This window comes from Anaerotignum lactatifermentans, from assembly GCF_014982935.1.
GTDB lineage: Bacteria > Bacillota > Clostridia > Lachnospirales > Anaerotignaceae > Anaerotignum > Anaerotignum lactatifermentans.
The window spans coordinates 1-23,769 of record NZ_JADCKK010000010.1; the positions used below are offsets into that span (position 1 = coordinate 1).

The following is a 23,769-nucleotide window of genomic DNA, read 5'->3' on the forward strand; positions in this document are numbered from 1 at the left end:
CATCGTTTCTACCACCAGTTGCTTGAATTCTGGTGTATATCGTTTATTTGGTACTCCTTTTGGCATAAAAATCACCCCACTTGTTATTCAGTATATCATACTGTCTAACAAATGGGGTGCAGTTCATTATGACAAAGGATTTGGGCTTTCTTACTTTATTAAGATTTTATTTGTTATGTTTTCTTCCGAAAACAGCAATTCCCCTTAAGAAATCAAAAAAGGCAAATCAATATTTTCTTAAGGGGAAATTGCTTTTGTGATCTTCCTTTTTTGCTTGATGGAAAATATGATAATATTGGAAAAAACGATTTCAGGCATTAATTGTTGAGATTTTCATAGTCGTTTCTTCCAATACATCTAACAAAACTTTTACTGTATCCAGTGCTGTTAACACTGTCACGTTATTCTCGCAGGCACAAGCTCTGATTGCAATGCCGTCCGCATCCTGTGTTCCTGCTGTGATGGATCTTGTATTGATCACGTAGCTGACATAACCGGAACGGATAGACTGCAGTACCTCATCGCTGCCTTCACTTGGTTTGTGGAGTGCATGTGTACGGATACCATGCTGTTTTAAGAAATCTGCTGTTCCTTTTGTAGCTTCCAGATTGAATCCCATCTGATAGAAACGGCGGATCAAAGGCAGACCTTCTTCTTTATCCGCATCTGCCAAAGAAACCAGCACTGTGCCATAATTCTGCAAATGCATGCCGGAGGCAACCATTGCTTTATACATTGCCCGATGGAGTTTGGCATCATAACCAATGGCTTCCCCTGTGGATTTCATTTCTGGTGACAGATAAGCATCCATACCGTGCAGTTTGGAGAAAGAGAATGCGGGAGCTTTTACATACCAACGTTTTTTCTCATCGGGATACAGCTGGCAAATGCCCTGCTCTTCCAAAGAAATACCCAACATAACTCTCGTAGCGATATCTGCCAGAGGATAGCCTGTGGCTTTGGAAAGGAAAGGTACTGTACGGGAGGAACGAGGATTTACTTCAATGATATATACATCATCATTGCCATCTACAATGAACTGGATATTGAACAGACCTCTGATACCAATACCCAAGCCCAGCTTTTTCGCATATCCCAAAATAACGCCTTTTACTTTATCAGAGATGCCAAAAGGCGGATATACGCTAATGGAGTCACCAGAGTGTACCCCCGTACGTTCTACCAGCTCCATAATGCCCGGAACGAATACACGAGTACCATCACAGATAGCATCCACTTCTACTTCTTTGCCTTGGATATATTTGTCGACCAATACAGGTTTATCTTTATCCACTTCTACTGCTGTTTCCAGATAGCGGCGCAGCTGTGGCTCATTTGCCACAATCTGCATAGCTCTGCCACCCAATACAAAGCTTGGTCTAACCAAAACAGGATAGCCAATTTCTGCAGCAGCGGCAACGCCATCTTCAATATTTGTAACCGCTTTCCCTTTGGGCTGAGGAATTTCCAGTTTTTCCAGCAACGTTTCAAAGGATTCTCTGTTTTCTGCCCGTTCAATGGCAACACTGTCTGTACCAATGATCGGCACGCCTCTTTTTTGGAGAGGTTCTGCCAGATTGACAGCAGTCTGTCCACCCAGAGAAGCAATAACTCCTTCTGGTTTTTCCAATGCGATAACGTTCATAACGTCTTCTACACACAGTGGTTCAAAATACAGTTTGTCAGAAGTGGTATAGTCTGTGGAAACGGTTTCCGGGTTATTATTGATGATGATGGCTTCATATCCCGCTTCCTGAATGGTTTTTACAGCATGAACAGTGGAATAGTCAAACTCTACCCCCTGACCGATACGGATAGGACCAGAACCCAATACCAGTATCTTTTTCCGATCAGAAACAACAGATTCATTTTCATCTTCATAAGTTGCATAGAAATAAGGAATGTAGCTGTCAAATTCCGCCGCACAGCTGTCGATCATTTTATAATGAGGAACAATGCCTGCTTTCTGACGCATCTGGAACACTTCCTCTTCTTCCATCTGCCACAGTTTTGCAATGGCAGCATCGGAAAAGCCCATTTTCTTCGCAGCATATAAAGCCGCTTCATCTCTTACATGTTCTCTCAATTCTTTTTCTTCTAAAATGATATTCTGCAATTTGCGGATGAAGAAAATATCAATTTTTGTTGCTTCCGCAATTTTTTCCGGCGCACATCCCTGACGCAGTAATTCTGCAATGGCATAAATTCTGTCATCGGTGCCTTTTGGAATGTATGCCATCAATTCTTCCTGACTCTGAGCATCAAATTTCGCCATATGCAAATGATTCACACCAATTTCCAAAGAGCGGATGGCTTTCAGCAAACTTTCTTCCACTGTTCTGCCGACGCCCATAACTTCACCGGTGGCTTTCATCTGCGTGCCCAGACGATTATCGGCATCTGCAAATTTATAGAACGGAAATCCTGGCATTTTTGTAACCACATAGTCCAATGCTGGTTCAAATGCCGCAGGGGTATTGGCAAGAGGAATCTCATCCAATGTCATGCCTACACCAATTTTTGCGGAAACTCTGGCAATGGGATAACCGCTGGCTTTGGAAGCCAATGCAGAAGAACGGGAAACGCGTGGATTGACTTCAATCAGATAATACTGGAAAGAATGTGGATCTAATGCAAACTGTACGTTACATCCGCCTTCAATCTTCAGGGCACGAATAATCTTCAGGGCACTGTTTCTCAGCATCTGATATTCTTTATCTGTCAAAGTCTGAGAAGGACATACAACAATGGAATCCCCTGTATGGATACCAACAGGGTCTAAATTTTCCATATTACATACAGTAATAGCGGTATCGTTTTTATCACGAATTACTTCGTATTCGATTTCTTTATAGCCTTTGATGCTTTTTTCTACCAGAACCTGATGGGTAGGTGACAAAGCCAAAGCGTTTTTCATCAATTCACGGAAACCTTGTTCATCGTCAGCAAATCCGCCGCCAGTACCGCCCAATGTAAAAGCAGGACGCAATACAACAGGGTAACCAATGGATGCAGCAATTTCCAGACCTGTTTCTATGGAATCCGCAATGCCGGAAGGCAATACAGGTTCCCCCAGTCTTTCGCAGAGTTCTTTGAATTCTTCTCTATCCTCTGCCTGACGGATACTGTCGCTGCTGGTACCCAAAAGTTCCACCTGACATTCCTGCAGGATGCCTTTTTTCTCTAACTGCATAGCAAGGTTCAAACCTGTCTGTCCGCCAATGCCCGGCAGAATAGCATCCGGTCTTTCATGGCGTACAATTTTTGCCACATATTCCAATGTCAAAGGTTCCATATATACTTTATCCGCAATAGTGGTATCGGTCATAATGGTAGCCGGATTGGAATTGCAGAGCACGACTTCGTAGCCTTCTTCTTTCAGGGCAAGACATGCCTGTGTGCCCGCATAGTCAAACTCCGCCGCTTGTCCAATGACAATGGGACCAGAGCCAATGACCATAATTTTATGAATATCAGTTCTTTTCGGCATGTGCCTTTCCCTCCTTCATCATCTGTATAAAACGATCAAACAAATATCCGCTGTCCTGTGGACCAGGTGCGCTTTCCGGATGATACTGTACGCTGTAGATAGAATCTTTTTCACAGGCAACACCTTCTACGGTTTTGTCCAGCAAGTTCATATGGGTAATGGTCAAGTCTGTACCTTTCAAACTGCTTTCATCCACTGCATAGGAATGGTTCTGAGAAGTAATTTCCACTTTTCCAGTTGCAATGTTCTTTACAGGGTGGTTGCCGCCATGGTGACCAAATTTCATTTTATAAGTTTTTGCGCCATAAGACAGGGAAATGAGCTGGTGTCCCAGACAAATGCCAAACATGGGCACACTTCCCCGCAGCTGCTGAATCATTTCAATAGCTGGCTGCACTGCGGCAGGGTCCCCCGGTCCATTGGAAAGGAATACACCATCCGGCTGGAGTTTACGAATTTCCTCAGCAGATGTGTTCCAAGGAACAATAGTCACATGACATCCTCTCTTTTTCCACGCCTTCAAGATGCTGTGTTTAATGCCGAAATCAACAGCTACAATATGGAATTTCGGTTCTTCTGTTTCATATTCCCAGCTTTCCTTACAACTTACGATTTCTGCCATATTTCCGGGAATGGTGGTTTCTTTCAAGATTTCCAGACCTTTTTCCAAAGGTGTATTTACGCTGGTAATCAATGCTTTTCTGCTGCCGAAATCTCGAATAGATCTTGTCAGTTTTCTGGTATCAATGCCAGAAATCCCCGGCACATCAAACTTTTTCATCATTTCAGACAATGTTGCTTCTGCACGGAAATTGGAGGGATGGTCTTCATATTCCCGCACAATCATAGCGCCAATGGTCGGATGGAATGTTTCATAATCATCCGCTGCCATACCATAGTTCCCAATCAAAGGATATGTCATGACAACCCCCTGATAGGTATAAGACGGGTCAGAAAAAATTTCCTGATACCCAATGACGCCTGTATGGAACACCAATTCAAAGACTTTGTCTGTATCTGCACCAAAGCCATAACCATAATACTGGCTGCCATCTTCTATAATCAATTTTCTGTCATACGTTCTAATCATATGTGCTCCTTTCTTCCCATACTCCATGTCCATAAAACAAAATCAATCTTTTTTCTGGGAAAGCGCAAAAGCTGCGCCGATAAATCCATAAAACAGCGGATGCGGACGGTTGGGACGGCTCTTGAATTCGGGATGATACTGGACGCCAATGAAAAATGGATGGCCTTTCCATTCTACCGCTTCCACCAGATTTCCGTCAGGAGAAATGCCGCTGCAAATCAGTCCTGCATTTTCCAGTGTTTCCCGGTATTGGTTCTGATATTCATAGCGATGGCGATGACGTTCCTGTATCTCTCTTTTGCCATAGCATTTTTCCATCAATGTATCTGGCTGAATGATGCAGGGATATGCGCCCAGACGCAGTGTACCGCCTTTGGCAATCTCGTCACTTTGTCCCGGCATGAAGTCAATAACTTTCTGTGGACAATCTGGTGCAAATTCCCCGGAATTTGCCTGTGAAAGCCCGGCTACATTTCTTGCAAATTCAATGACTGCAATTTGCATGCCCAGACAAATGCCGAAATACGGAATTTGTTTTTCTCTTGCTACACGAGCCGCTTCGATCATGCCAGAAATACCACGGTCACCAAATCCACCGGGAACAATGATGCCATCCAGACCAGAAAGCTTGTCTTCCGCATTTTCTTTGGTAATTTCTTCTGCATCAATCCACTGAATGTCCACATGGGTGTTCCAAGCATAGCCTGCATGGCGCAGGGCTTCTGCTACGGAAAGATATGCGTCATGGAGCTGCACGTATTTCCCTACCAATCCAATACGAACATGATATGGTCTTTCTTTGATGCGTTTGACGGTTTCCTCCCATTCTGTCAAATCGGCAGCAGGTACTTCCAGTCCCAGTTCTCTGCAAACAACAGCAGAAAAATTGGATTTCTCCAGCATCAGCGGTGCTTCATACAATATGGGCAGTGTTCTGTTTTCAATGACGCAATCGGGTCTTACATTACAGAACATGGAAATTTTCTGGAAAATGGCTTCTTCCAGTGGTTCATCGCAGCGCAGTACAATAATATCTGGATGAATCCCCATTCCCTGCAATTCTTTTACAGAATGCTGAGTAGGTTTAGATTTATGTTCATCAGAACCACGCAGGAAAGGCACCAAAGTTACATGGATAAACAGGCTATTTTCCTTTCCTACTTCCAGAGAAACCTGTCTTGCCGCTTCCAGAAACGGCTGGGATTCAATATCACCAATGGTGCCGCCAATTTCTGTAATGACAACATCCGCATCAGTCTTTTTCCCTACCTGATAGACAAATTCCTTGATTTCATTTGTGACATGGGGAATGACCTGAACGGTGGAGCCAAGATATTCCCCGTTTCTTTCTTTATTCAATACATTCCAATAAACTTTCCCTGTGGTCAGATTGGAATAACGATTCAAATCTTCATCAATAAAGCGTTCATAATGTCCTAAGTCCAAATCCGTTTCCGCGCCGTCTTCTGTGACATACACTTCACCGTGCTGATAAGGACTCATGGTACCTGGGTCTACATTAATATAAGGGTCTAATTTTTGGGGTGCCACTTTCAATCCTCTGGCTTTCAGCAGACGCCCCAAAGAAGCCGCAACAATGCCTTTTCCCAAGCCGGACACGACGCCGCCTGTTACAAAAACATATTTCGTCATGTTCTCCGCTCCTTTTTTCTTCTTTGCGCAAACATACCAGCCGATTTTCTGACGAAAACCAGCTGGCTCTATATCATACATTGATTTCAGTTTTTTCCTGTTTCAAATCCTTGAATAAGGGTGTGATTTTTTCTACAAAAGCATCCACTTGTTCAGGACATCTTCCGATATAATCTTCCGGTTTCAGCAGTTCTTCCAAGTCCTGCCCATTCAATTGGAATGCCGGTTCTGCTGCAAGTCTTTCCAGCAGGTCACAGGATTCGCCTTCTTTCATTCTGGCAGTTGCCTCCATGGAACATCTGCGAATGACTTCATGGAGTTCCTGTCTGTCGCCGCCACGTTTTACGGCTTCCATCAAGAGGTTCTCTGTTGCGATAAAAGGAAGGTATTCCCGAACGGTTTTGGCAACAATCTTTTCATTGACATGAAGTCCGTCTGTAACATTCTGTGCCAAACGCAAAACCGCATCGGCACACAAGAAACCTTCCGGCATGGAAATACGGCGGTTTGCGGAATCGTCCAATGTCCGTTCCAGCCACTGTACAGAAGCAGTCATTGGCGCATTTGCTGCATCTGCCATCAAATAACGGGACAGGGAACAAATTCTTTCGCAGCGCATGGGATTGCGTTTATATGCCATGGCAGAAGAACCGATCTGATTCTTTTCAAAAGGTTCTTCAATCTGTCTGTCATGCTGCAGCAAACGAATATCATTAGCCATGCGGTAACAGCTCTGTCCGATTGCAGACAAACACTGCAAAATGCGGCTGTCCAGCTTTCTAGGATAAGTCTGTCCGCATACATCGTAACATTCAGAAAAACCAAAGGTCTTACCGATGCGTCGATTCATTTCGTCAATTTTTTCTGTATCTCCGCCGAAGAGATCTAAAAAGCTGGCTTCTGTTCCCGTGGTACCACGGCAACCCAAAAACTTCATATGCTCCAGTACAAAATCAAGTTCTTCCAGATCCATCAGGAAATCCTGAAGCCAAAGGGTTGCTCGTTTCCCCACTGTTACCAGCTGCGCCGGCTGATAATGGGTATACCCAAGGGTTGGTAGAGCACGATACTGTTTTGCGAAAGCTGCCAGATTCTGCATCACAGCCAGCAGCCCTTTCCGAAGATGCAAGAGTGCATCCCGATATAAAATCAAATCACCGTTATCGGTAACGTAACAACTGGTAGCCCCCAGATGAATGATGCCGGCAGCCTTTGGTGCTACTTTTCCGTAAGTATAAACATGTGCCATAACATCATGGCGAACTTCCTTTTCTCTGGCTGCAGCGCAGGCAAAATCGATGTTTTCCACCTGTTCTTCCAATTGCTGTACCTGTTCTTCTGTAATGGGCAGTCCCAATTCCATTTCCGCCTTTGCCAAAGCCACCCATAATTTTCGCCATGTCTGGATACGAGTTTCCATGGAAAAAAGCTTCAGCATTTCCGGAGAAGCATAGCGGCTGGACAAAGGGGATTCATAACGATCATACATAATCAAGCACTCCTCTTTCTTATTGCTGCAAATGTTCTTCCAACCGTTTCATGACTTCTGCATAAGCGTCTTCTACGCCGCCCAAATCTCTGCGGAAACGGTCTTTGTCCAGTTTTTCTTTTGTTTCTGTATCCCAAAGGCGGCAAGTGTCAGGGCTGATTTCATCTGCCAGTACAATACTGCCATCAGAAAGCTTCCCAAATTCCAGTTTGAAATCCACCAGTGTCACGCCGCAGGTTTTCCAAAAAGCAGAAAGATGTTTATTAACGGCAAAAGCATAAGACTTGATGGTTTCGATTTCATCCCATGTGGCAAGTCCCATAGCAACCGCATGATATGCGTTCAGAAGGGGATCTCCCAGAGCGTCATTTTTATAAGAAATTTCAATGGTAGGTTCCGCAAATACGGTGCCCTCTTCTACACCATATCTCTTGGAGAAAGAACCTGCTGCAATATTTCGGATAATGACTTCCAGGGGAACAATATCCACACGTTTTACCAGAGTGTCCCGTTCATTGCATTCTTCAATGAGATGTGTCGGAATGCCTTTGCTTTCCAGATACTGCATCAAACGGTTGCTCATCTGATTATTGATGATGCCCTTGCCGGAAATGGTACCTTTTTTCAAGCCATTGAAAGCTGTGGCATCATCCTTATAAGCAATGTATAACACTTCTGGATCATCAGTCCGATATACTTTTTTTGCTTTTCCTTCATACAGCAGATCTTTCTTTTCCATTTTTTGTTCCTCCAATTCTTATTTACCGCTATCTCCATAGTTTGCCAGTACACGTGCGGAAGGGTCATCTACCTGACAGCCTTCCCAATCACGGTTTGGCATCCAAAAATCAACGATCATTTCTCCCTGACCGGGATAATATTTTTCAAAAATTTCCCGATACAGCAGGGATTCTTTTGTAAATGGTGCCGCATGGGTATACTTGCGGGCTTTTTCCTGAAATTCTTCTTCTGTATATTTCTCTTCTGCGTAAGCTTTCAAATAATCTACCATAGAGTGACCAACCGCATCAGAAAATGCTGCTTTTTCTCTCCACAAAATTTCATGAGGCAGATAATCACCTTCAAAAGCATGGCGCAGAAGGTATTTTCCTTTGCCATAAGTATTGATTTTCTTTTCCGGATCAACGGACATGACATACTTTACGAAATCCAGATCCCCGAAAGGCACCCGGGCTTCCAGAGAATGTACCGAAATGCAGCGGTCTGCCCGCAGAACATCGTACATATGCAGTTCATGCAAACGTTTCTGCGCTTCTTTCTGGAAGGCATCCGCATCAGGTGCATAGTCTGTATATTTATATCCAAAGAGTTCATCGGAAATCTCACCAGTCAGCAATACGCGAATGTCTGTGTTTTCATGGATGGCTTTGCAAATCAGGTACATGCCCATGCTGGCACGAATAGTAGTAATATCAAAGGTACCCAATGCCTGAATGACTGTTTCCAGAGAATCCAGAACCTGTTCTTTTGTCATATAGAATTCTGTATGGTCACTGCCGATATAGTCAGCAACCTGTTTTGCATATTTCAAATCAATGGCATCTTCGCTCATGCCGATGGCAAATGTACGAATAGGCGTTTTTGATTTTTTGGCTGCAATGGCGCATACCAAAGAGGAATCCAGACCGCCAGAAAGCAAAAATCCTACTTTTGCATCTGCTACCAATCTTTTTTCCACCCCTGCAACCAACTTATCATGGATGTTTTTGCAAACAGTTTCCAAATCGTCATGACAAACTTTATCTACTTTTGCAATATCGCAATAGCAAATGAATTTACCATCCTTATAATAATGCCCCGGCGGAAATGGCATGATACGTTTTGTCAAGCCCACCAGATTCTTCGGTTCACTGGCAAACACAATGACACCGTTTTTATCATAACCATAATATAAAGGACGAATCCCAATAGGATCTCTGGCAGCAATAAAAGATTTTGCTTCTGCATCATAGAGAATCAAAGCAAATTCTGCATCCAGCATGGCAAACATATCTGTGCCAAATTCCCGATACATGGGCAGCAGCACTTCACAGTCTGATTCACTCTGGAAAGTGTATTTTTCTGCCAAAACCTTTTTGATTTTCTCGAAACCATAAATTTCCCCATTGCAGACAACATAACTGCCATCCAATGCAAAAGGCTGCATGCCAGATGGAGTCAAACCCATGATTGCCAATCTGTGAAATCCCAAATATCCATTTCCTGTATCTACAATGCGGCTGTCATCAGGACCACGAGAGATGGTACGGTCAAATCCTTCCTGAAATAATGCCAAATCCACACTGCTGCCGCAATATCCCATAATTGAGCACATCAGCCTTACCTCCTTTTTTATCCACAGAAAACGAAACCAGAAACGGTTTCGCTTTCTGCTTCTCTTTCCTCTTTTGTTTTTTATTTCACGCCAAACAGCAATTCACCATATGTAGGGAATGGCCAATATTTTCTTGCAGTGATGGTTTCTGCTTCGTCACAAGGCACCCGCAGTTCCCGCATTTTTACCAGTACCTGATCCCGAATAAAAGCGGATTCTTCACAAACTGTTTCTGTTGATTTCAAGGAAATCAGAGATTTTTTCAGTTCCTGTATTTTCAGTGCAATTTCATCTGTCAAAGCAGACAGGGTTTTCACTCTCTCGCATTCAAATGCACAGGTAATCTGTTCGTTCAAAGCTTTTTTCGCGGCTGCTGTTTTAGCAAGTTCCATTGCATATGCAGTGATTGCCGGCAGAATTTCTTTTTCCGCCATATCCACCATGGTATTTGCTTCGATGACAATGGACTTACAGTAGTTTTCCAGTACAATTTCATAACGCGCACGCAGTTCTGGTTCTGTGTAAATCTTCTGCCCTGTCAGCAGTTCCACATTTTTCCGATCCAGAATATGAGGTACGCAGTCGGGTGTAGAAGGATAATTGCTCAGACCTCTTTTCAGCGTTGCTTCCTGAATCCATGCATCATCGTAGCCGTTGCCGTTAAAAATGATACGTTTATGTTCTTTAATTGTATTTTTCAGCATTTCCTGCAGGGCTGACTGGAAGTCAGGTGCCTGTTCCAGATAGTCGGCATAAACCCGTAGGCTTTCTGCTACAGCACTGTTCAGCATGATATTTGCGCAGGCAATGCTGTCCGCAGACCCAACCATACGGAATTCAAATTTATTGCCTGTAAACGCAAAGGGTGATGTACGGTTACGGTCTGTGTTATCTTTTGTAAATTTGGGCAGTACGTCAACACCCAATTTCATTTTTGTCTTTTTCACACCGCAGTAAGGTGTATCATTTTCCAGAGATTCCAAAACTGCATTCAGTTCATCGCCAAGGAAAATGGAAACGATTGCTGGAGGTGCTTCCTGGGCACCCAGCCGCAGGTCATTTCCGGCTGTTGCAACGGAAATACGCAGCAAATCCTGATAATCATCCACCGCTTTGATGACCGCACACAAGAACAGCAGGAACTGTGCGTTATCATGCGGTGTTTCACCGGGAGAAAGCAGGTTTACGCCTTCATCCGTGGAAATAGACCAGTTATTATGCTTGCCGCTGCCGTTGACACCAGCAAAGGGTTTTTCATGAAGCAGACAAACCAAACCATGTCTTGCCGCAACTTTCTGCATAATTTCCATTGTCAGCTGGTTGTGGTCTGTTGCAATATTAGTTGTTGTATAGATAGGTGCCAATTCATGCTGTGCCGGAGCAACTTCATTGTGTTCCGTCTTTGCCAGTATACCAAGCTTCCATAATTCTTCATTCAGATCTTCCATGAAGGCGGCTACTGTAGGTTTGATGGCACCAAAGTAGTGATCGTCCAATTCCTGACCTTTCGGCGGTTTTGCACCAAACAAAGTCCGTCCAGTAAAAATCAGGTCGCGGCGTTTTTCATACATTTCTCTGTCTACCAGGAAATATTCCTGCTCCGGTCCTACAGAAGTACGGACACATTTTACATGGTCATTGCCAAACAGACGCAGGATACGCAGCGCCTGACGGTTTAATGCTTCCATGGATCTGAGCAATGGTGTTTTCTTATCCAGTGCTTCCCCTGCATAAGAACAGAAGGCAGTGGGAATGCACAGGGTTTTTCCTTTGATGAAGGCATAAGATGTAGGATCCCATGCGGTATATCCTCTTGCTTCAAATGTGGCACGCAAGCCTCCTGAAGGAAAAGATGATGCGTCCGGTTCACCTTTGATCAGTTCGGAACCAGAAAATTCCATAATCACTCTGCCATCAGGCGCTGGTGTAATGAAGCTGTCATGTTTTTCCGCTGTAATGCCAGTCAGTGGCTGGAACCAATGGGTGTAATGGGTTGCACCATTGGCAATTGCCCAATCTTTCATGGCTGTTGCCACAGCATTGGCAACGGAAAGATCCAACTTCGCTCCCTCATCAATTGTTTTTTTCAGGGACTGATATACTTCACTTGATAATCGTGCTTTCATTACCCTGTCGTCAAAGACCAGGGAACCAAAATAATCCGATACATGTTTCATAGAAAAACCCCCTCTTTTGTAAAATAAAAAAGGCAAAGGGGACTCTGAGGGTATGACCTCAAAGACGCCTTTGCCTTTGACTCATATTTTATACACCCATAATTCATTTTTGTCAATGGGTCTTTTATAAATTTTTTCAAAAAATTATTATGTTTTCCATAAAATTACAAAAATTCAAATTTGACCATGTTATGCGCACATATTTTTCTTTATACAATTTTTTATGGAAAATCTGTGGGAACTGTGTTATATTACTTTTTATAAATGTTGCAAAGTTCGAAAAAAATGTTGAAAATGAGAGGAAAGCAGGTGGAATTCATGAAATATTCCAAGCAGGAAGTATTACAATATGTCCAGGAAGAAGATGTCAAATTCATCCGTTTGGCATTTTGCAACGTTTTTGGCAAACAGAAAAATATCTCCATCATGCCAGATGAACTGCCTCGGGCTTTTTCCTATGGCATTGCCATTGACGGTTCTGCCATTGCAGGCTTCGGCGATGAAGCCGAATCTGATCTGCTGCTCCATCCAGAACCTGATACCCTGATGGTACTTCCCTGGCGACCAGAGCATGGCAGAGTTGTTCGCATGTTCTGCAGCATTTCCTACCCGGACGGACGTCCTTTTATCTGTGATACTAGAAGCCTGTTGAAAAAAGCCATTTCTGATGCGGAATCTGCTGGCATTTCCTTTGCCTTCGGTCCTGAAATGGAATTCTATCTTTTCCAATTAGATGCGGAAGGACAGCCCACAAAAACGCCATATGATAACGCGGGATATATGGATATTGCACCAGAAGACAAATGCGAAAATGTTCGACGGGAAATTTGCCTGATTCTGGAGCAAATGGGCATTTATCCTGAAAGTTCTCACCACGAAGAAGGTCCCGGACAAAATGAAATTGACTTCCGTTATTCCGATCCTCTCACTGCCGCTGATAATACCCTAACCTTTCAAGCTGTTGTAAAAACAGTTGCAGAACGGAATGGGCTTTATGCGGATTTCAGTCCAAAACCATTGCGCCATCAGCCCGGGAATGGATTCCATATCAATATTTCTGTCAAAGGCGGAAACTGTGAAGATCCCCTATCCCATATGATTGCTGGTATTCTGGCACATATTTCAGAATTGACTGTTTTCCTGAATCCCACAGTTGCTTCTTATGAGCGTTTTGGCGGTCCCAAAGCGCCTGAATACATTTCCTGGTCAAACCAGAACCGCTCTCAGCTTATTCGTGTTCCTGCTGCCGTAGATGCATATCGTCGTGCAGAGCTGCGTTCTCCAGACCCTACGACCAATCCATATCTGGCATTTGCTCTTTTGATCTACGCCGGACTGGATGGCATCCAGCAAAAACTGCCGTTGCCTGCGCCTACGGACCTGAACCTGTTTACGGCTAGTGCGGATATTTTGGCTGGTTTGCAGAGACTGCCACTGACTTTACGGGAAGCGGCAACATTGGCAGCCAACAATTCCTTTGTATCACAGTATCTGCCAAAAACCATCGTGCAGACATATTATAACCAGCGATAAGAAAAGGACTTTTGAAAGGAGGGGAGCATTTTGAGTTTAAAAGAACGTGTTTACAGCGTATTGGTCATATCTGCAAAAGAAAAATTCAATGCATCTCTGCAATCTCTGCTCCCTGAATCCAAATATGCTCCCGTACAGATGGTTTCCAGTGTTAGCTTGGCAAAACGAGTTTTGCTGGAACGCAGTTTTGACTTTGTGTTCATCAATACACCCCTGCCCGATGATTTCGGCACAAGATTTGCCATTGAGATTTCTGGAAACAAAGGCACCGTCATTCTTTTACTAGTACGGAACGAAGTCTATGAAGAAGTTTGCGATAAAGTAACGGAATACGGCATTCTAACATTGCCAAAACCCGCTTCCAAACAGATGGTTGCACATACCTTAAATTTCATGGCTGGTATCCGGGAGCGTCTGAGAAAATTGGAAAATAAATCCCTTTCCATGGAAGAAAAAATGAAAGAAATCCGTCTGGTAAACCGTGCCAAATGGGTACTCATTGACGAATTGAAAATGTCAGAAGCAGATGCCCATCGCTATATTGAAAAACAGGCAATGGATCGCTGTGTTTCCCGCAGAGAAATTGCCGAGGAAATCATATCCACTTATCTTTAATCAAAACAATCCTATCTATAAAATCAAACAGGCAGACATGGATACGCCACATCTGCCTGTTTTTTATATTTTTTCAAAAAATTATGGCTGTTTTATTTTAGGAAATTATACTTCTTCTGTCAGGGTAACCGCTGTAATTTCTTCAGGATTTACCTGTTCCATTTCTACAACTGTTGCTTCTTTCACATCAGATTCCTCTTCTGTCAAATGTTCATTTTCCACAACTGCTACTTCCCAAGCAGAACCATTCCAGTTATATGTGCTGCCAGCTGTAAAAGTATCTGTACCTACTGCACCTTCTGCGATAGTAACAACAGAAGTTGCGTCTGTACCTGTTACTTTACCCTTTGCTGCTGTTGTGATGGTTCCATTTACAGCCAGAACTGCATTTTCTTTTAACAGCAGTTCACTGCCTGTACTGTTGGCAGAAACAACTTTCAATGTACCATCTACTGTCATATTGCCATTCAAAATCATTTCAATACCAATGGCTTCTGTTGCAGAGTCAAACATAGTATACCATGTCTGGCCGGCAGGAATGGTAACGTCCCCTTCAATTTCCATTGTAGGGTGTGTACCGGAATAGCTGTCTGCAAAGCCGAATGTAACTGTGGCACCATTTGTCTGAATACGTGCATCACTAGATACTCCAACAAATGTTGTTGCTTCTTCGCCGCCATCTGTTGTCATAGACTGCAATGCACCGCCAGACTGTACTTCGATTTTTGTTACAGTAGGAAGCATACTGTCTGCACCATTATTGTAGTTGGCATTGATTTTCAGCACAGCGCCATCTGCAACAATCACTTGACCTGTGCCTGCCAATTTGCCTTCGTATGTATCAAAAGAACCATTGTTTGTCATAGTACCGTTATTTGTAATGGTGCCTTTATTGATAAGAGTTACTTTTTCTCCAATGGAAAAACTGTCGTTCAGGTTCAGCTGTGCGCCTTCGTTTACTTCAATTGTTACCTGACGATCCACATTTACTGCTTCATCCAAAGTAATGTCACCGCTTACTTTCACAGTTTCAACACTGGGATTTGCCAATGCCGCTTTCAGTGTATCGCTGTTGTTCGCTGTTACTTCACCAACGATAAATCCATACTGCAATGTAAGTGCAGAACCATCTGTTCCTTCCAATGTAAATGTAATTGCATCCTGGATTTTTCCAGCCTGGAATTCATCGACAATGACGGATACCAATGTATTTCCTTCTGCTTCAGATGCTTCTGGATTTTTTACCCAGTTAGAACCTTTCAAAGCGGGGTCAAGGTTGTCGCTCCATGTGTATGTTTCCTGATTATAAGTAATGGATTTTACAGTAGCGCCATTGTCAAAACGATACAATGCACCCAGATAACGTGCCATATCATTCATAGACGCACCAGACAGTACAGTTTCCATGGTGTCATATCTGCCAGATACCACAGCGTTTTTGCCATCGACAGTATGTGTCAGCTGACTTGTGTACTCATAGTCATCGTACTGATAAGCAATAGCGGATTTTGTTGCTTCCATCAGTGCTTTTGCTGTTTCATCCTCTTTTACTGTGAAACCATAGCGCAACGTAATGGTAGAACCGTTGGAACCTTTCAGTGTCAACTGGATTGCATCCTGAATCTTTCCAGCCTGGAAATCATCTACAATGATAGACACCAATGTATTTCCATCTGTTTCTGTTCCATTAGGATCTTTTACCCAGTTAGAACCTTTCAATGCAGGATCAAGATTGTTGCTCCATGTAAATTCTGTATCTCCATAAGTAATGGATTTTACGGTTGTACCATTGTCGAAACGATACAATGCACCCAGATAACGCGCCATATCGTTCATAGCAGCACCAGACAGAATATCCTCAGCTGCATATTCACCCATAACAATTGCATTTTTGCCATCTTTTGTATGTGTCAGCTGACTCGTATAGGTATAATCTTCGTACTTGTAGCTGATTGCAGAACTGGTTGCTGTAAGGAGTTTATCTGCAACAGATACACTGCTGCCTCCGCTGGAGCTGCCGCCGCCACCACCGCTGGAACCTGTGCTTGTGCTGGGCTTATCTACGCCATCAGCCACTTCTGTGTCTTTTACATCTGTGCTGCTGGAAATGGTAATACCATCGGCATTTGCTTCCAGTTTTTCAATCTGACCGGAACCTGTGATAGAAACTTTTGCATCTGCTACTACTGTTTTCACAGTTGCATCTTTTGCCACTTCAACTTTTGAAGATGCCGCATCTTCAGAAATAACTAATTTCTTCACATCTTCTTTTACAACAACACTTGCTTTTGCATTGATTTCTACTCTGTTTGTGGGCACTCCAATGGTCACTTTATTGCTTGTGTCAATTTCATTTGTAATAGAAATGGTATCTACAGTACCTGTAAAGTCTTTCCCCTCAATGTTGCAAGCTTCTTTTACTTCAATAACAGAAATATCTGTATCACCCTTCAGCTGCAATCTGACATTTTCTTTCTCTACAGAAACTTTTCCTTTGACACTAACATTATCAAAGTAAATGGAATCATCTCCGCCACCTCTTACAATCACATCACCTTTGACCGTCGTATCATTCACATAAACTTCGCCTTCACCAACAGCTTTGTCAATGATCAAATTGCCTTCGATGGTCTGACCTTCAATGACTGTATCATCTTCTGTTACAACAACATCTTTTGCTTCCTCATCTGTTTCTTCTTTTTCCATTGTTCTGTCCAAAGAAGATACTGCTTCTGCTCTAGTGATGGTGTTTGTCGCATCAAATGTACCATCTGTACGTCCGGTCATAAATCCTGCCGCACTAACAGCACCAACGGAACCCTTTGCCCATGCAGGAATACGAGAAGCATCGGTAAATTTATCTGCTGCTTCTGTATTTGCAGTTAATTCTTTCGCCTTTGCAATCATAACAGCCGCTTCTGCTCTGGTAATAGTTGCATTGGGTTTGAATGTTCCATCTTCATAACCGGCACAATATCCAGCTTCCACTGCAATAGCCACTGCATCATAGTACCAAGCATTGGCGGAAACATCGCTGAATGTCACATTGCCTTTCTGTGTAAAGCCAAGGGCTTTATTTAACATAATCACAAACTCTGCACGCGTAACGCTATTGTCAGGTTTGAATGTTCCATCTTCATAGCCGGAAATCAATCCTTTTTCCTGCCACTGTGTAATGACTTTTTCTGCCCAATGACCTGAAATGTCAGTTGCAGGCGCAGCAAATGCCTGTGCAGGCGCAAACGCTAATGCCGCAGCCAAAGCCATAGATAATGTCATTTTTCCAACTTTTTTGTTCATTTTTCCTATCACCTCTCCTAAACTTTTAAAAACCTAGTTCTCGACTATTATATCATGCAAAAAATATTATGCAATACAAATTATATAATTTCCATTATTTACATGTATTTACTATGTTTACATCAATATTATTCAAGTTAGCTCTGGGGTAACATTATGAAATTAATTTAAAAATACCGTTTTTATGCTAAAAAATTAACAGTACACACCCAATATAAAATTCAATATTTATGTATTTTTTTACATTCTATCAAAAACAGAATTTCATGTGTCCATATACAAAAAAACATTTCTTTTACCATTTCTGTATAATATACTTTCAAAAATAAATTCCAGTTTTTCAAATAAAAAGAAAACAGATGGTGAATGCATTCCATCCACCATCTGTTGGGAAATACTTATATGTTATTCCTCTTTTACATGTCGCATTTCTTCCAATGCCGCAAAAGCTGTGCGCATTTCCTCCCGCACCAATTTTGTTTTTCTTTCATATACTTTACGATAAAAAGCAGTCCGTTTGGGGTCCGGCACAAAAGATTTATTTTCTATCAGATTCGCTTCAAACGCTTCCTGTAAATCAGGAATATCCCCTATGGCATAAGCTGCTGTTGCCGCATTGGTCATAACAGCGCCCTGCGCTGTCTTTAATGTTGTTACACGACAATTCAGCATGTCCGCTTTGATCTGGTTCCATAAATCCGAACGGCTTCCGCCTTCTGTTACAACAATACGATTCAAATCAACGCCAGCTGCACGATATACATCTGTAACACCAATATAATCATAAGCAATGGCTTCCAAGACCGCGCGCCACAACACCGCTTGATCTGTATCCATGGTCATATTCAGAAAACAACCACTTGCCGCTGAAATATCACCAAAGCCACCAGTCAGATATGGCAGGAACAAAACGCCATTGGCACCTGCCGGAACCTGTTTTGCCCGTTCTGTCAGCACATCAAAATAAGCACCTTCCCCTTCTTTTCCGCAAATATTGTCCCGGAACCAGCGCAGTGCCAAACCGCCTGTACGGATAAATCCCCAATAAAAATATGTATTTTCCAGTGTACCACTATTGAAAATCAAGTCTGTTCCCGGTCTGCTCAATTCTGGCTTGATACCATCTACTGCAATACAGAACATAGCACATGTCCCAGCAACATCTGCCGCTCTATTGACAGCTGTAACACCGCATCCAATCATGCTCTGCATGGTATCCCCTGCACCAGCACAAATGGGAATACCGACTGGCAGACCTGTTTTTTCTGCGTATTCTTCTGTGAGATGACCAATAATATCCCAAGGTTTCACGATTCTTGGCAGATATTCTTTGGACAGCCCCAATATTTCCAGCTGTTCATCGCTCCATTCCTTTTTTTCAACCTTATACCCAAGTCCCCAGCCGGACATAGTACCCCAGTCAATGAAAGCGTCCTTTGCTTTACATCCAGCAAGATGAGACAAAATGTAAGGAGCATTATGCAGGAATTTCTTTCCTCGTTTCTGAAATTCTACATTATTTCTCAGGAACCATCTTGCAAATAACGCTGGAAACATACAGTTTGGCAAAGGATTACCCGTTTCTTTCGCCCAGATATCCAATCCCAAAGCCGCCAGTTCCTCCGCATCTGCCTGTGTACGAGAATCCAGATAATTGATATATGGTGTTATGGCGTTTCCGTCTTCATCAACACCCACAATACCCAAAATGACACCATCCCCAAAGATTGCCCGAATGTTCTCCGGTGACAGTCCTTTTTCCCGCATTTCTTTTGTACAAGCCGCAATACTGGTCACTGCTGCCTCCACATACTGATCTGCATCCATTTCCACCCAACCAGGATGTGGATAGCGAAGCACTGTCGGTGTGCTGTGCTCTGTGATGCACTGCATGTTGCTGTCATAAACAGCTGCTTTCACACTCTGGGTTCCTGCGTCAAAACCAAGGTAATACTTTTCCATACAATTTAGCCTCTTTTCTGTATTGGGGGCAATAAAAAAACCCCGTATATTTCTGACTGCCATAAGCAAGTCATCTTACAGGGCAATGTTTCTTTTCTGCACGAAAAAAACCGCAGAACAAAAAAGCATATCTTCTCTCATCCAGACTATACTGTCGGCTTCGTAATTTCAACGAATCCTGCCACCAAAAGCGGCTCGCGGGCTATCACCGCCGGTAGGGAATTTCACCCTGCCCCGAAGACACTTTTTTCCTACGCATACATTATACCGCTCTTGCACATAGTCTACAAGCGCAAAGGTGACGATAATCCACCCCTTTTTTCTGTCATGTTTACTAATGGCATAAAAAACAGGCAGCCACATATATGGCTGCCTGTTTATCAGGAAGTCATCCACGAAACTTCCTGAAAGAAAGGGATTTCCAAACTATTTTGCAATTATGCAAAGGGATTTTCTGTAGGATAAGGCAAAGATTTAGGCTGGTTGTAAGCGATATCTGTTACGCCCAGATATTTGAATACTTCAAACAGCGCTTTGCCGTGGTGACCGAATGTAACTGCACCATGGTGAGGATACTGTTTTTCGATCAGAACATGACGATAGAATCTGTTCATTTCGGGAATTGCGAAGATACCGATAGAACCGAAGGAACGTGTAGGAACATCCAGAACTTCACCCTGTGCTACATAAGCGCGCAGCTGTGTGGAAGCTGTTGTCTGCAGACGGAAGAATGTGATATCCCCTGCTTTGATGTCGCCTTCCATGGTACCTCTTGTGATATCGGGTTCACCATCGGGTTCCAGCTGACGTTTCATAATAAGCTGATAGCTCATATGAGGATTGCACAGCAGGCTGGAGCATGTGTTGCCGCAGTGGAAGCCCATGAATGTTTCATTCAGGCGGTAATCGCATTTGCCTTTGATATCTTCGTTGTAGATCTGTGCAGGTACGGAGTTGTTGATATCCAGCAGTGTTACAGGTGCGTTGGATACACACAGACCAATGTATTCGCTCAGTGCACCGTAAATATCTACTTCACAGGAAATGGGGATACCTCTGCCTGTGAAACGAGAGTTTACATAGCAAGGAACGAAGCCGAATTCAGTCTGGAATGCAGGCCAGCATTTGTTTGCAAATGCAGCGTATTTGGAGCAGCCCAGATTATCTTTCATCCAGTCTTCCAGTGTCAGTTCATACTGAGCCAGTCTAGGCAGAACACCTGCATAAGGATTTTCGTTGCCCAGTTCTGCTGCCATTTCTTCTACTTTAGCAGGGATACGAGGGTCGTCTTTATGTTTGTTGTAAGCTACCAGCAGATCCAGTTCGGAATGTTCTTCCACTGCTACACCCAGATCATACAGGGCTTTAATAGGTGCATTACAAGCCAGGAAGTCATTGGGACGAGGACCAAATGCAAAGATTTTCAGACCTTTCAAACCAACCAGAGCTGTTGCAACGGGAACAAATTCACGAATCTGCTGTGCAACTTCTTCTGCTGTACCGCAAGGATATTCAGGAATGTATACTTTTTTGCCTCTCAGACCCAGGTTGTAAGAAGCATTCAGCATACCACAGTAAGCGTCACCACGACCATTCATCAGGTCGCCATCACCTTCTGCTGCACATGTGTACATCAGAGGACCATCAAACATATCAGCAATCATTGTTTCAGGTGTTTCAGGACCGAAGTTACCCAGGAAAACAACCAGTGCGTCAACGCCAGCAGCTTTTACATCTTCTACTGCTTTTTTTGCATCCAGTTCTGTTTCTACACAGATGGGGCATTCATACAGATCAGCACCATAAGCATTTACAACATTGTGACGGCGCATTTCAGACAGTGCAACTGGGAAGCAGCTGCGGCTAACGGAAATGATACCCATTTTTACTACAGGAATATTCTGCATATTAGATTACCTCTCTTTCAAAATATGTCTTCTCTTTAAATTTCATTTGCAATGTCAATGTTGACTCCGTCCAGGCCAACGAATGCGCCATCAGCGGCTTCGCTGGCATCGGCATGGGCGATGAGCCATTTATTTCTTGCGCGCAGGAGGGGATCTTCTGCGTTCAGTGTTGCAATTTCAGGTTTATCTGTGTTTGTGCCTTTGGGCAGTACCACAGCTACGCGGAAGCCTGCATCTTTCTTTGCATTGCAAGGTGCGTAGTGCAGTGTTGTTGCATATACTTCCACTGCTGTTCCGGCAGGCACCAGAAAAGCACGAATGGTTGCTGTATCCAGATGATAGTCTGGCGTAATATCAGTCTGTTTGCCAAGCAGAAGAATCATATCTTCACAAGGAATATTGATTTCGCTGTCGCGATGATATTCCACACAGTTCAGTTTTGTATTTGTACCATTGCAGAAACCAATCTGAATGGGCATACCGCCATATACATTATCTTCCAGTTCTTTTTTAGCGGGTGTGTTTTCCAAAGAATCATCACCGGGAACATAGATGACACCATCTGCGGGTTTTTCTGTTTTGGAAAGAGCTGTCAGCAGTTCATCCAAATGCAGTCCTTCCACTACCTTTCCGTACTGACGGAAAGATGCATCGAATACAGATTCGATTTTCATATTTTCACCTTCTCTTTATAATTCTGCCAGTTCCTTCCAGCTATCCTTCAATGCAGGATACAGACCACGGTAGATTTCATAAAATTTATCATATTCTGCCACATGTTCTGCAACAGGGTCCTGAGAAGCATTGACGCCAACAATCTGTCTGCATGCTTCTGGTACAGAAGGATACAGACCTGCGCCAACACCTGCCAAGATTGCTACACCCAAAGCGGGACCTTCTTTGCTGATGGTGGTTGCCACAGGGCATCCCAGAATATCTGCCATCATCTGACGCCAGAAAGCGGAGGAACCGCCGCCGCCACAAGCCAGAATCACATCAGACTGTACACCCATACCACGAAGGATTTCTGCACAGTCACGAAGGCTGAATGTAACCCCTTCCATAACGGCACGCACCAGATCATATCTTGTATGCATGCCAGACAGACCAACGAAAGCACCACGGCAATCAGGGTCCAAATGAGGTGTTCTTTCACCCATCAGGTAAGGCAGATAGATCAAACGGTTGGAACCGATAGGTGTTTTTGCAGCTTCTGCTGTCATCAGATCGTAAGGATCTACGCCCTGTTTTTCTGCTTCCACTTTATCTGCATCACAGAAATTGTCGCGATACCATTTCAGAGACTGACCAGCTGCCAATGTAACGCCCATCACATGCCATGCGCCAGGCACTGCGCAGCAAAAAGTATGTACTCTGCCCTTAGGGTCGATGGAAAGTTTATCTGTGTGGGCAAATACCACGCCAGAAGTACCGATGGTAGCAAAAGCTCTACCATCTTCTACAACACCTGTACCAACAGCTGCCGCTGCGTTATCGCCAGCACCGCCTACAACGATGGTACCTTCTTTCAGTCCTGTCAAAGCAGCCGCTTCAGCAGTGATGGTACCTGTTACTTCAGGACTTTCATATACTTTTGCAAGCATTGCAGGATCAATATCCAGTTTTTCCAATACTTCCTGAGACCAGCAGCGATTCGGCACATCCAGCAGACCCATACCGGAAGCATCAGAAACTTCTGTCGCAAATACATTACAAAGTTTATAACGAATATAGTCTTTTGCCAGCAAAATGTGGCGTGCTTTTGCATAAATTTCAGGTTCGTGTTTTCTTACCCAAAGGATTTTACCAGCAGTAAAACCTGTCAGTGCAGGGTTGGCTGTGATTTCGATGTAGCGTTCTTTGCCGCCCATCAAAGCATGAATTTCTTCACATTCCACAGCGGTTCTCTGGTCACACCACAGGATAGAGGGACGAAGGACTTCGCCATTTTCATCCAACAGTACCAAAGAATGCATCTGACCGGATAAACCAATGCCACGAATTTCTCCTGCGTCAATGCCGCTCTTTGCAAGAACAGCGCGGATGCCGTCTACAACAGCTTTCCACCAATCCGCAGGATCCTGTTCTGCCCATCCATTTTTCGGCTGTGCCATAGGATATTCCCCTGTATAGGAGGCAACCCCATGACCTGCTTCATCAAAAAGCACCGTTTTGGTACCAGAAGTACCAATGTCGATACCAAGCAAATAATTCATTG

Annotated in this window: 15 protein-coding genes and 1 riboswitch; of the genes, 3 read left to right on the top strand and 12 right to left on the bottom strand. The window is 43.6% G+C overall.

What is annotated here, in order from left to right; translation table 11 throughout:
- Positions 1-208: hypothetical protein (locus tag INF29_RS14500; RefSeq protein WP_207728118.1), on the top strand; the 208-nt coding region annotated here is incomplete at its 5' end.
- Positions 209-310: 102 nt separating this feature from the next.
- Here INF29_RS14500 and carB read toward each other — a convergent pair.
- From carB to INF29_RS04085, 7 genes are all read right to left on the bottom strand, one after another.
- Complete coding sequence (gene carB / locus INF29_RS04055; protein ID WP_193484810.1) at positions 311-3,490, bottom strand: carbamoyl-phosphate synthase large subunit; 3,180 nt, start codon at positions 3,488-3,490, stop codon at positions 311-313.
- Entirely contained in the window at positions 3,474-4,580 is a 1,107-nt protein-coding gene (carA, locus tag INF29_RS04060; protein WP_207728119.1) for a glutamine-hydrolyzing carbamoyl-phosphate synthase small subunit, read from the bottom strand. Before carA ends, carB begins: the two co-directional genes overlap by 17 nt.
- Positions 4,581-4,622: 42 nt before the next feature.
- A complete protein-coding gene (locus INF29_RS04065) occupies positions 4,623-6,233 on the bottom strand; it encodes a CTP synthase (protein ID WP_193484812.1) in 1,611 nt (536 codons plus the stop codon).
- A gap of 73 nt (positions 6,234-6,306) precedes the next feature.
- Complete coding sequence (purB, locus tag INF29_RS04070) at positions 6,307-7,725, bottom strand: adenylosuccinate lyase (RefSeq protein ID WP_334298133.1); 1,419 nt, start codon at positions 7,723-7,725, stop codon at positions 6,307-6,309.
- Positions 7,726-7,741: 16 nt separating this feature from the next.
- A complete protein-coding gene (gene purC / locus INF29_RS04075; protein ID WP_072851130.1) occupies positions 7,742-8,461 on the bottom strand; it encodes a phosphoribosylaminoimidazolesuccinocarboxamide synthase in 720 nt (239 codons plus the stop codon).
- Between the two features lie 18 nt (positions 8,462-8,479).
- Positions 8,480-10,057: an asparagine synthase B gene (asnB, locus tag INF29_RS04080; RefSeq protein WP_193484816.1), complete on the bottom strand. Its 1,578-nt coding sequence runs from the start codon at positions 10,055-10,057 to the stop codon at positions 8,480-8,482.
- Between the two features lie 80 nt (positions 10,058-10,137).
- Positions 10,138-12,234 carry a glutamine synthetase III family protein gene (locus tag INF29_RS04085; RefSeq protein WP_193484818.1) on the bottom strand — a complete coding sequence of 699 codons (2,097 nt, stop codon included), beginning with the start codon at positions 12,232-12,234 and terminating at the stop codon, positions 10,138-10,140.
- Between the two features lie 318 nt (positions 12,235-12,552).
- On the opposite strand from INF29_RS04085, the gene INF29_RS04090 reads away from it, so the two are divergent.
- Together INF29_RS04090 and INF29_RS04095 are read left to right on the top strand one after the other, a co-directional pair.
- Positions 12,553-13,767, top strand: coding sequence for a glutamine synthetase family protein (locus INF29_RS04090; protein WP_193484820.1), 1,215 nt, complete (start codon positions 12,553-12,555; stop codon positions 13,765-13,767).
- Positions 13,768-13,797: 30 nt separating this feature from the next.
- The gene (locus INF29_RS04095) at positions 13,798-14,382 is read left to right on the top strand and encodes an ANTAR domain-containing response regulator (protein ID WP_072851122.1); all 585 of its coding nucleotides are present in this window, start codon (positions 13,798-13,800) and stop codon (positions 14,380-14,382) included.
- 105 nt (positions 14,383-14,487) lie between these two features.
- Here INF29_RS04095 and INF29_RS04100 read toward each other — a convergent pair whose 3' ends face one another.
- From INF29_RS04100 to xylB, 5 genes are all read right to left on the bottom strand, one after another.
- On the bottom strand, positions 14,488-17,682 hold the full coding sequence (locus tag INF29_RS04100) for an S-layer homology domain-containing protein (RefSeq protein WP_193484822.1): 3,195 nt from the start codon (positions 17,680-17,682) through the stop codon (positions 14,488-14,490).
- 405 nt (positions 17,683-18,087) lie between these two features.
- Entirely contained in the window at positions 18,088-19,644 is a 1,557-nt protein-coding gene (locus tag INF29_RS04105; RefSeq protein ID WP_193484824.1) for an FGGY-family carbohydrate kinase, read from the bottom strand.
- 125 nt (positions 19,645-19,769) lie between these two features.
- Positions 19,770-19,890: riboswitch (FMN riboswitch) on the bottom strand.
- Positions 19,891-20,081: 191 nt separating this feature from the next.
- A complete protein-coding gene (locus INF29_RS04110) occupies positions 20,082-21,551 on the bottom strand; it encodes an L-fucose/L-arabinose isomerase family protein (RefSeq protein ID WP_087989708.1) in 1,470 nt (489 codons plus the stop codon).
- Positions 21,552-21,586: 35 nt separating this feature from the next.
- Positions 21,587-22,225 carry a DUF4867 family protein gene (locus INF29_RS04115; protein WP_087989707.1) on the bottom strand — a complete coding sequence of 213 codons (639 nt, stop codon included), beginning with the start codon at positions 22,223-22,225 and terminating at the stop codon, positions 21,587-21,589.
- A gap of 15 nt (positions 22,226-22,240) precedes the next feature.
- Positions 22,241-23,767 carry a xylulokinase gene (xylB, locus tag INF29_RS04120; protein ID WP_193484825.1) on the bottom strand — a complete coding sequence of 509 codons (1,527 nt, stop codon included), beginning with the start codon at positions 23,765-23,767 and terminating at the stop codon, positions 22,241-22,243.
- Between the last annotated feature and the right edge of the window lie 2 nt (positions 23,768-23,769).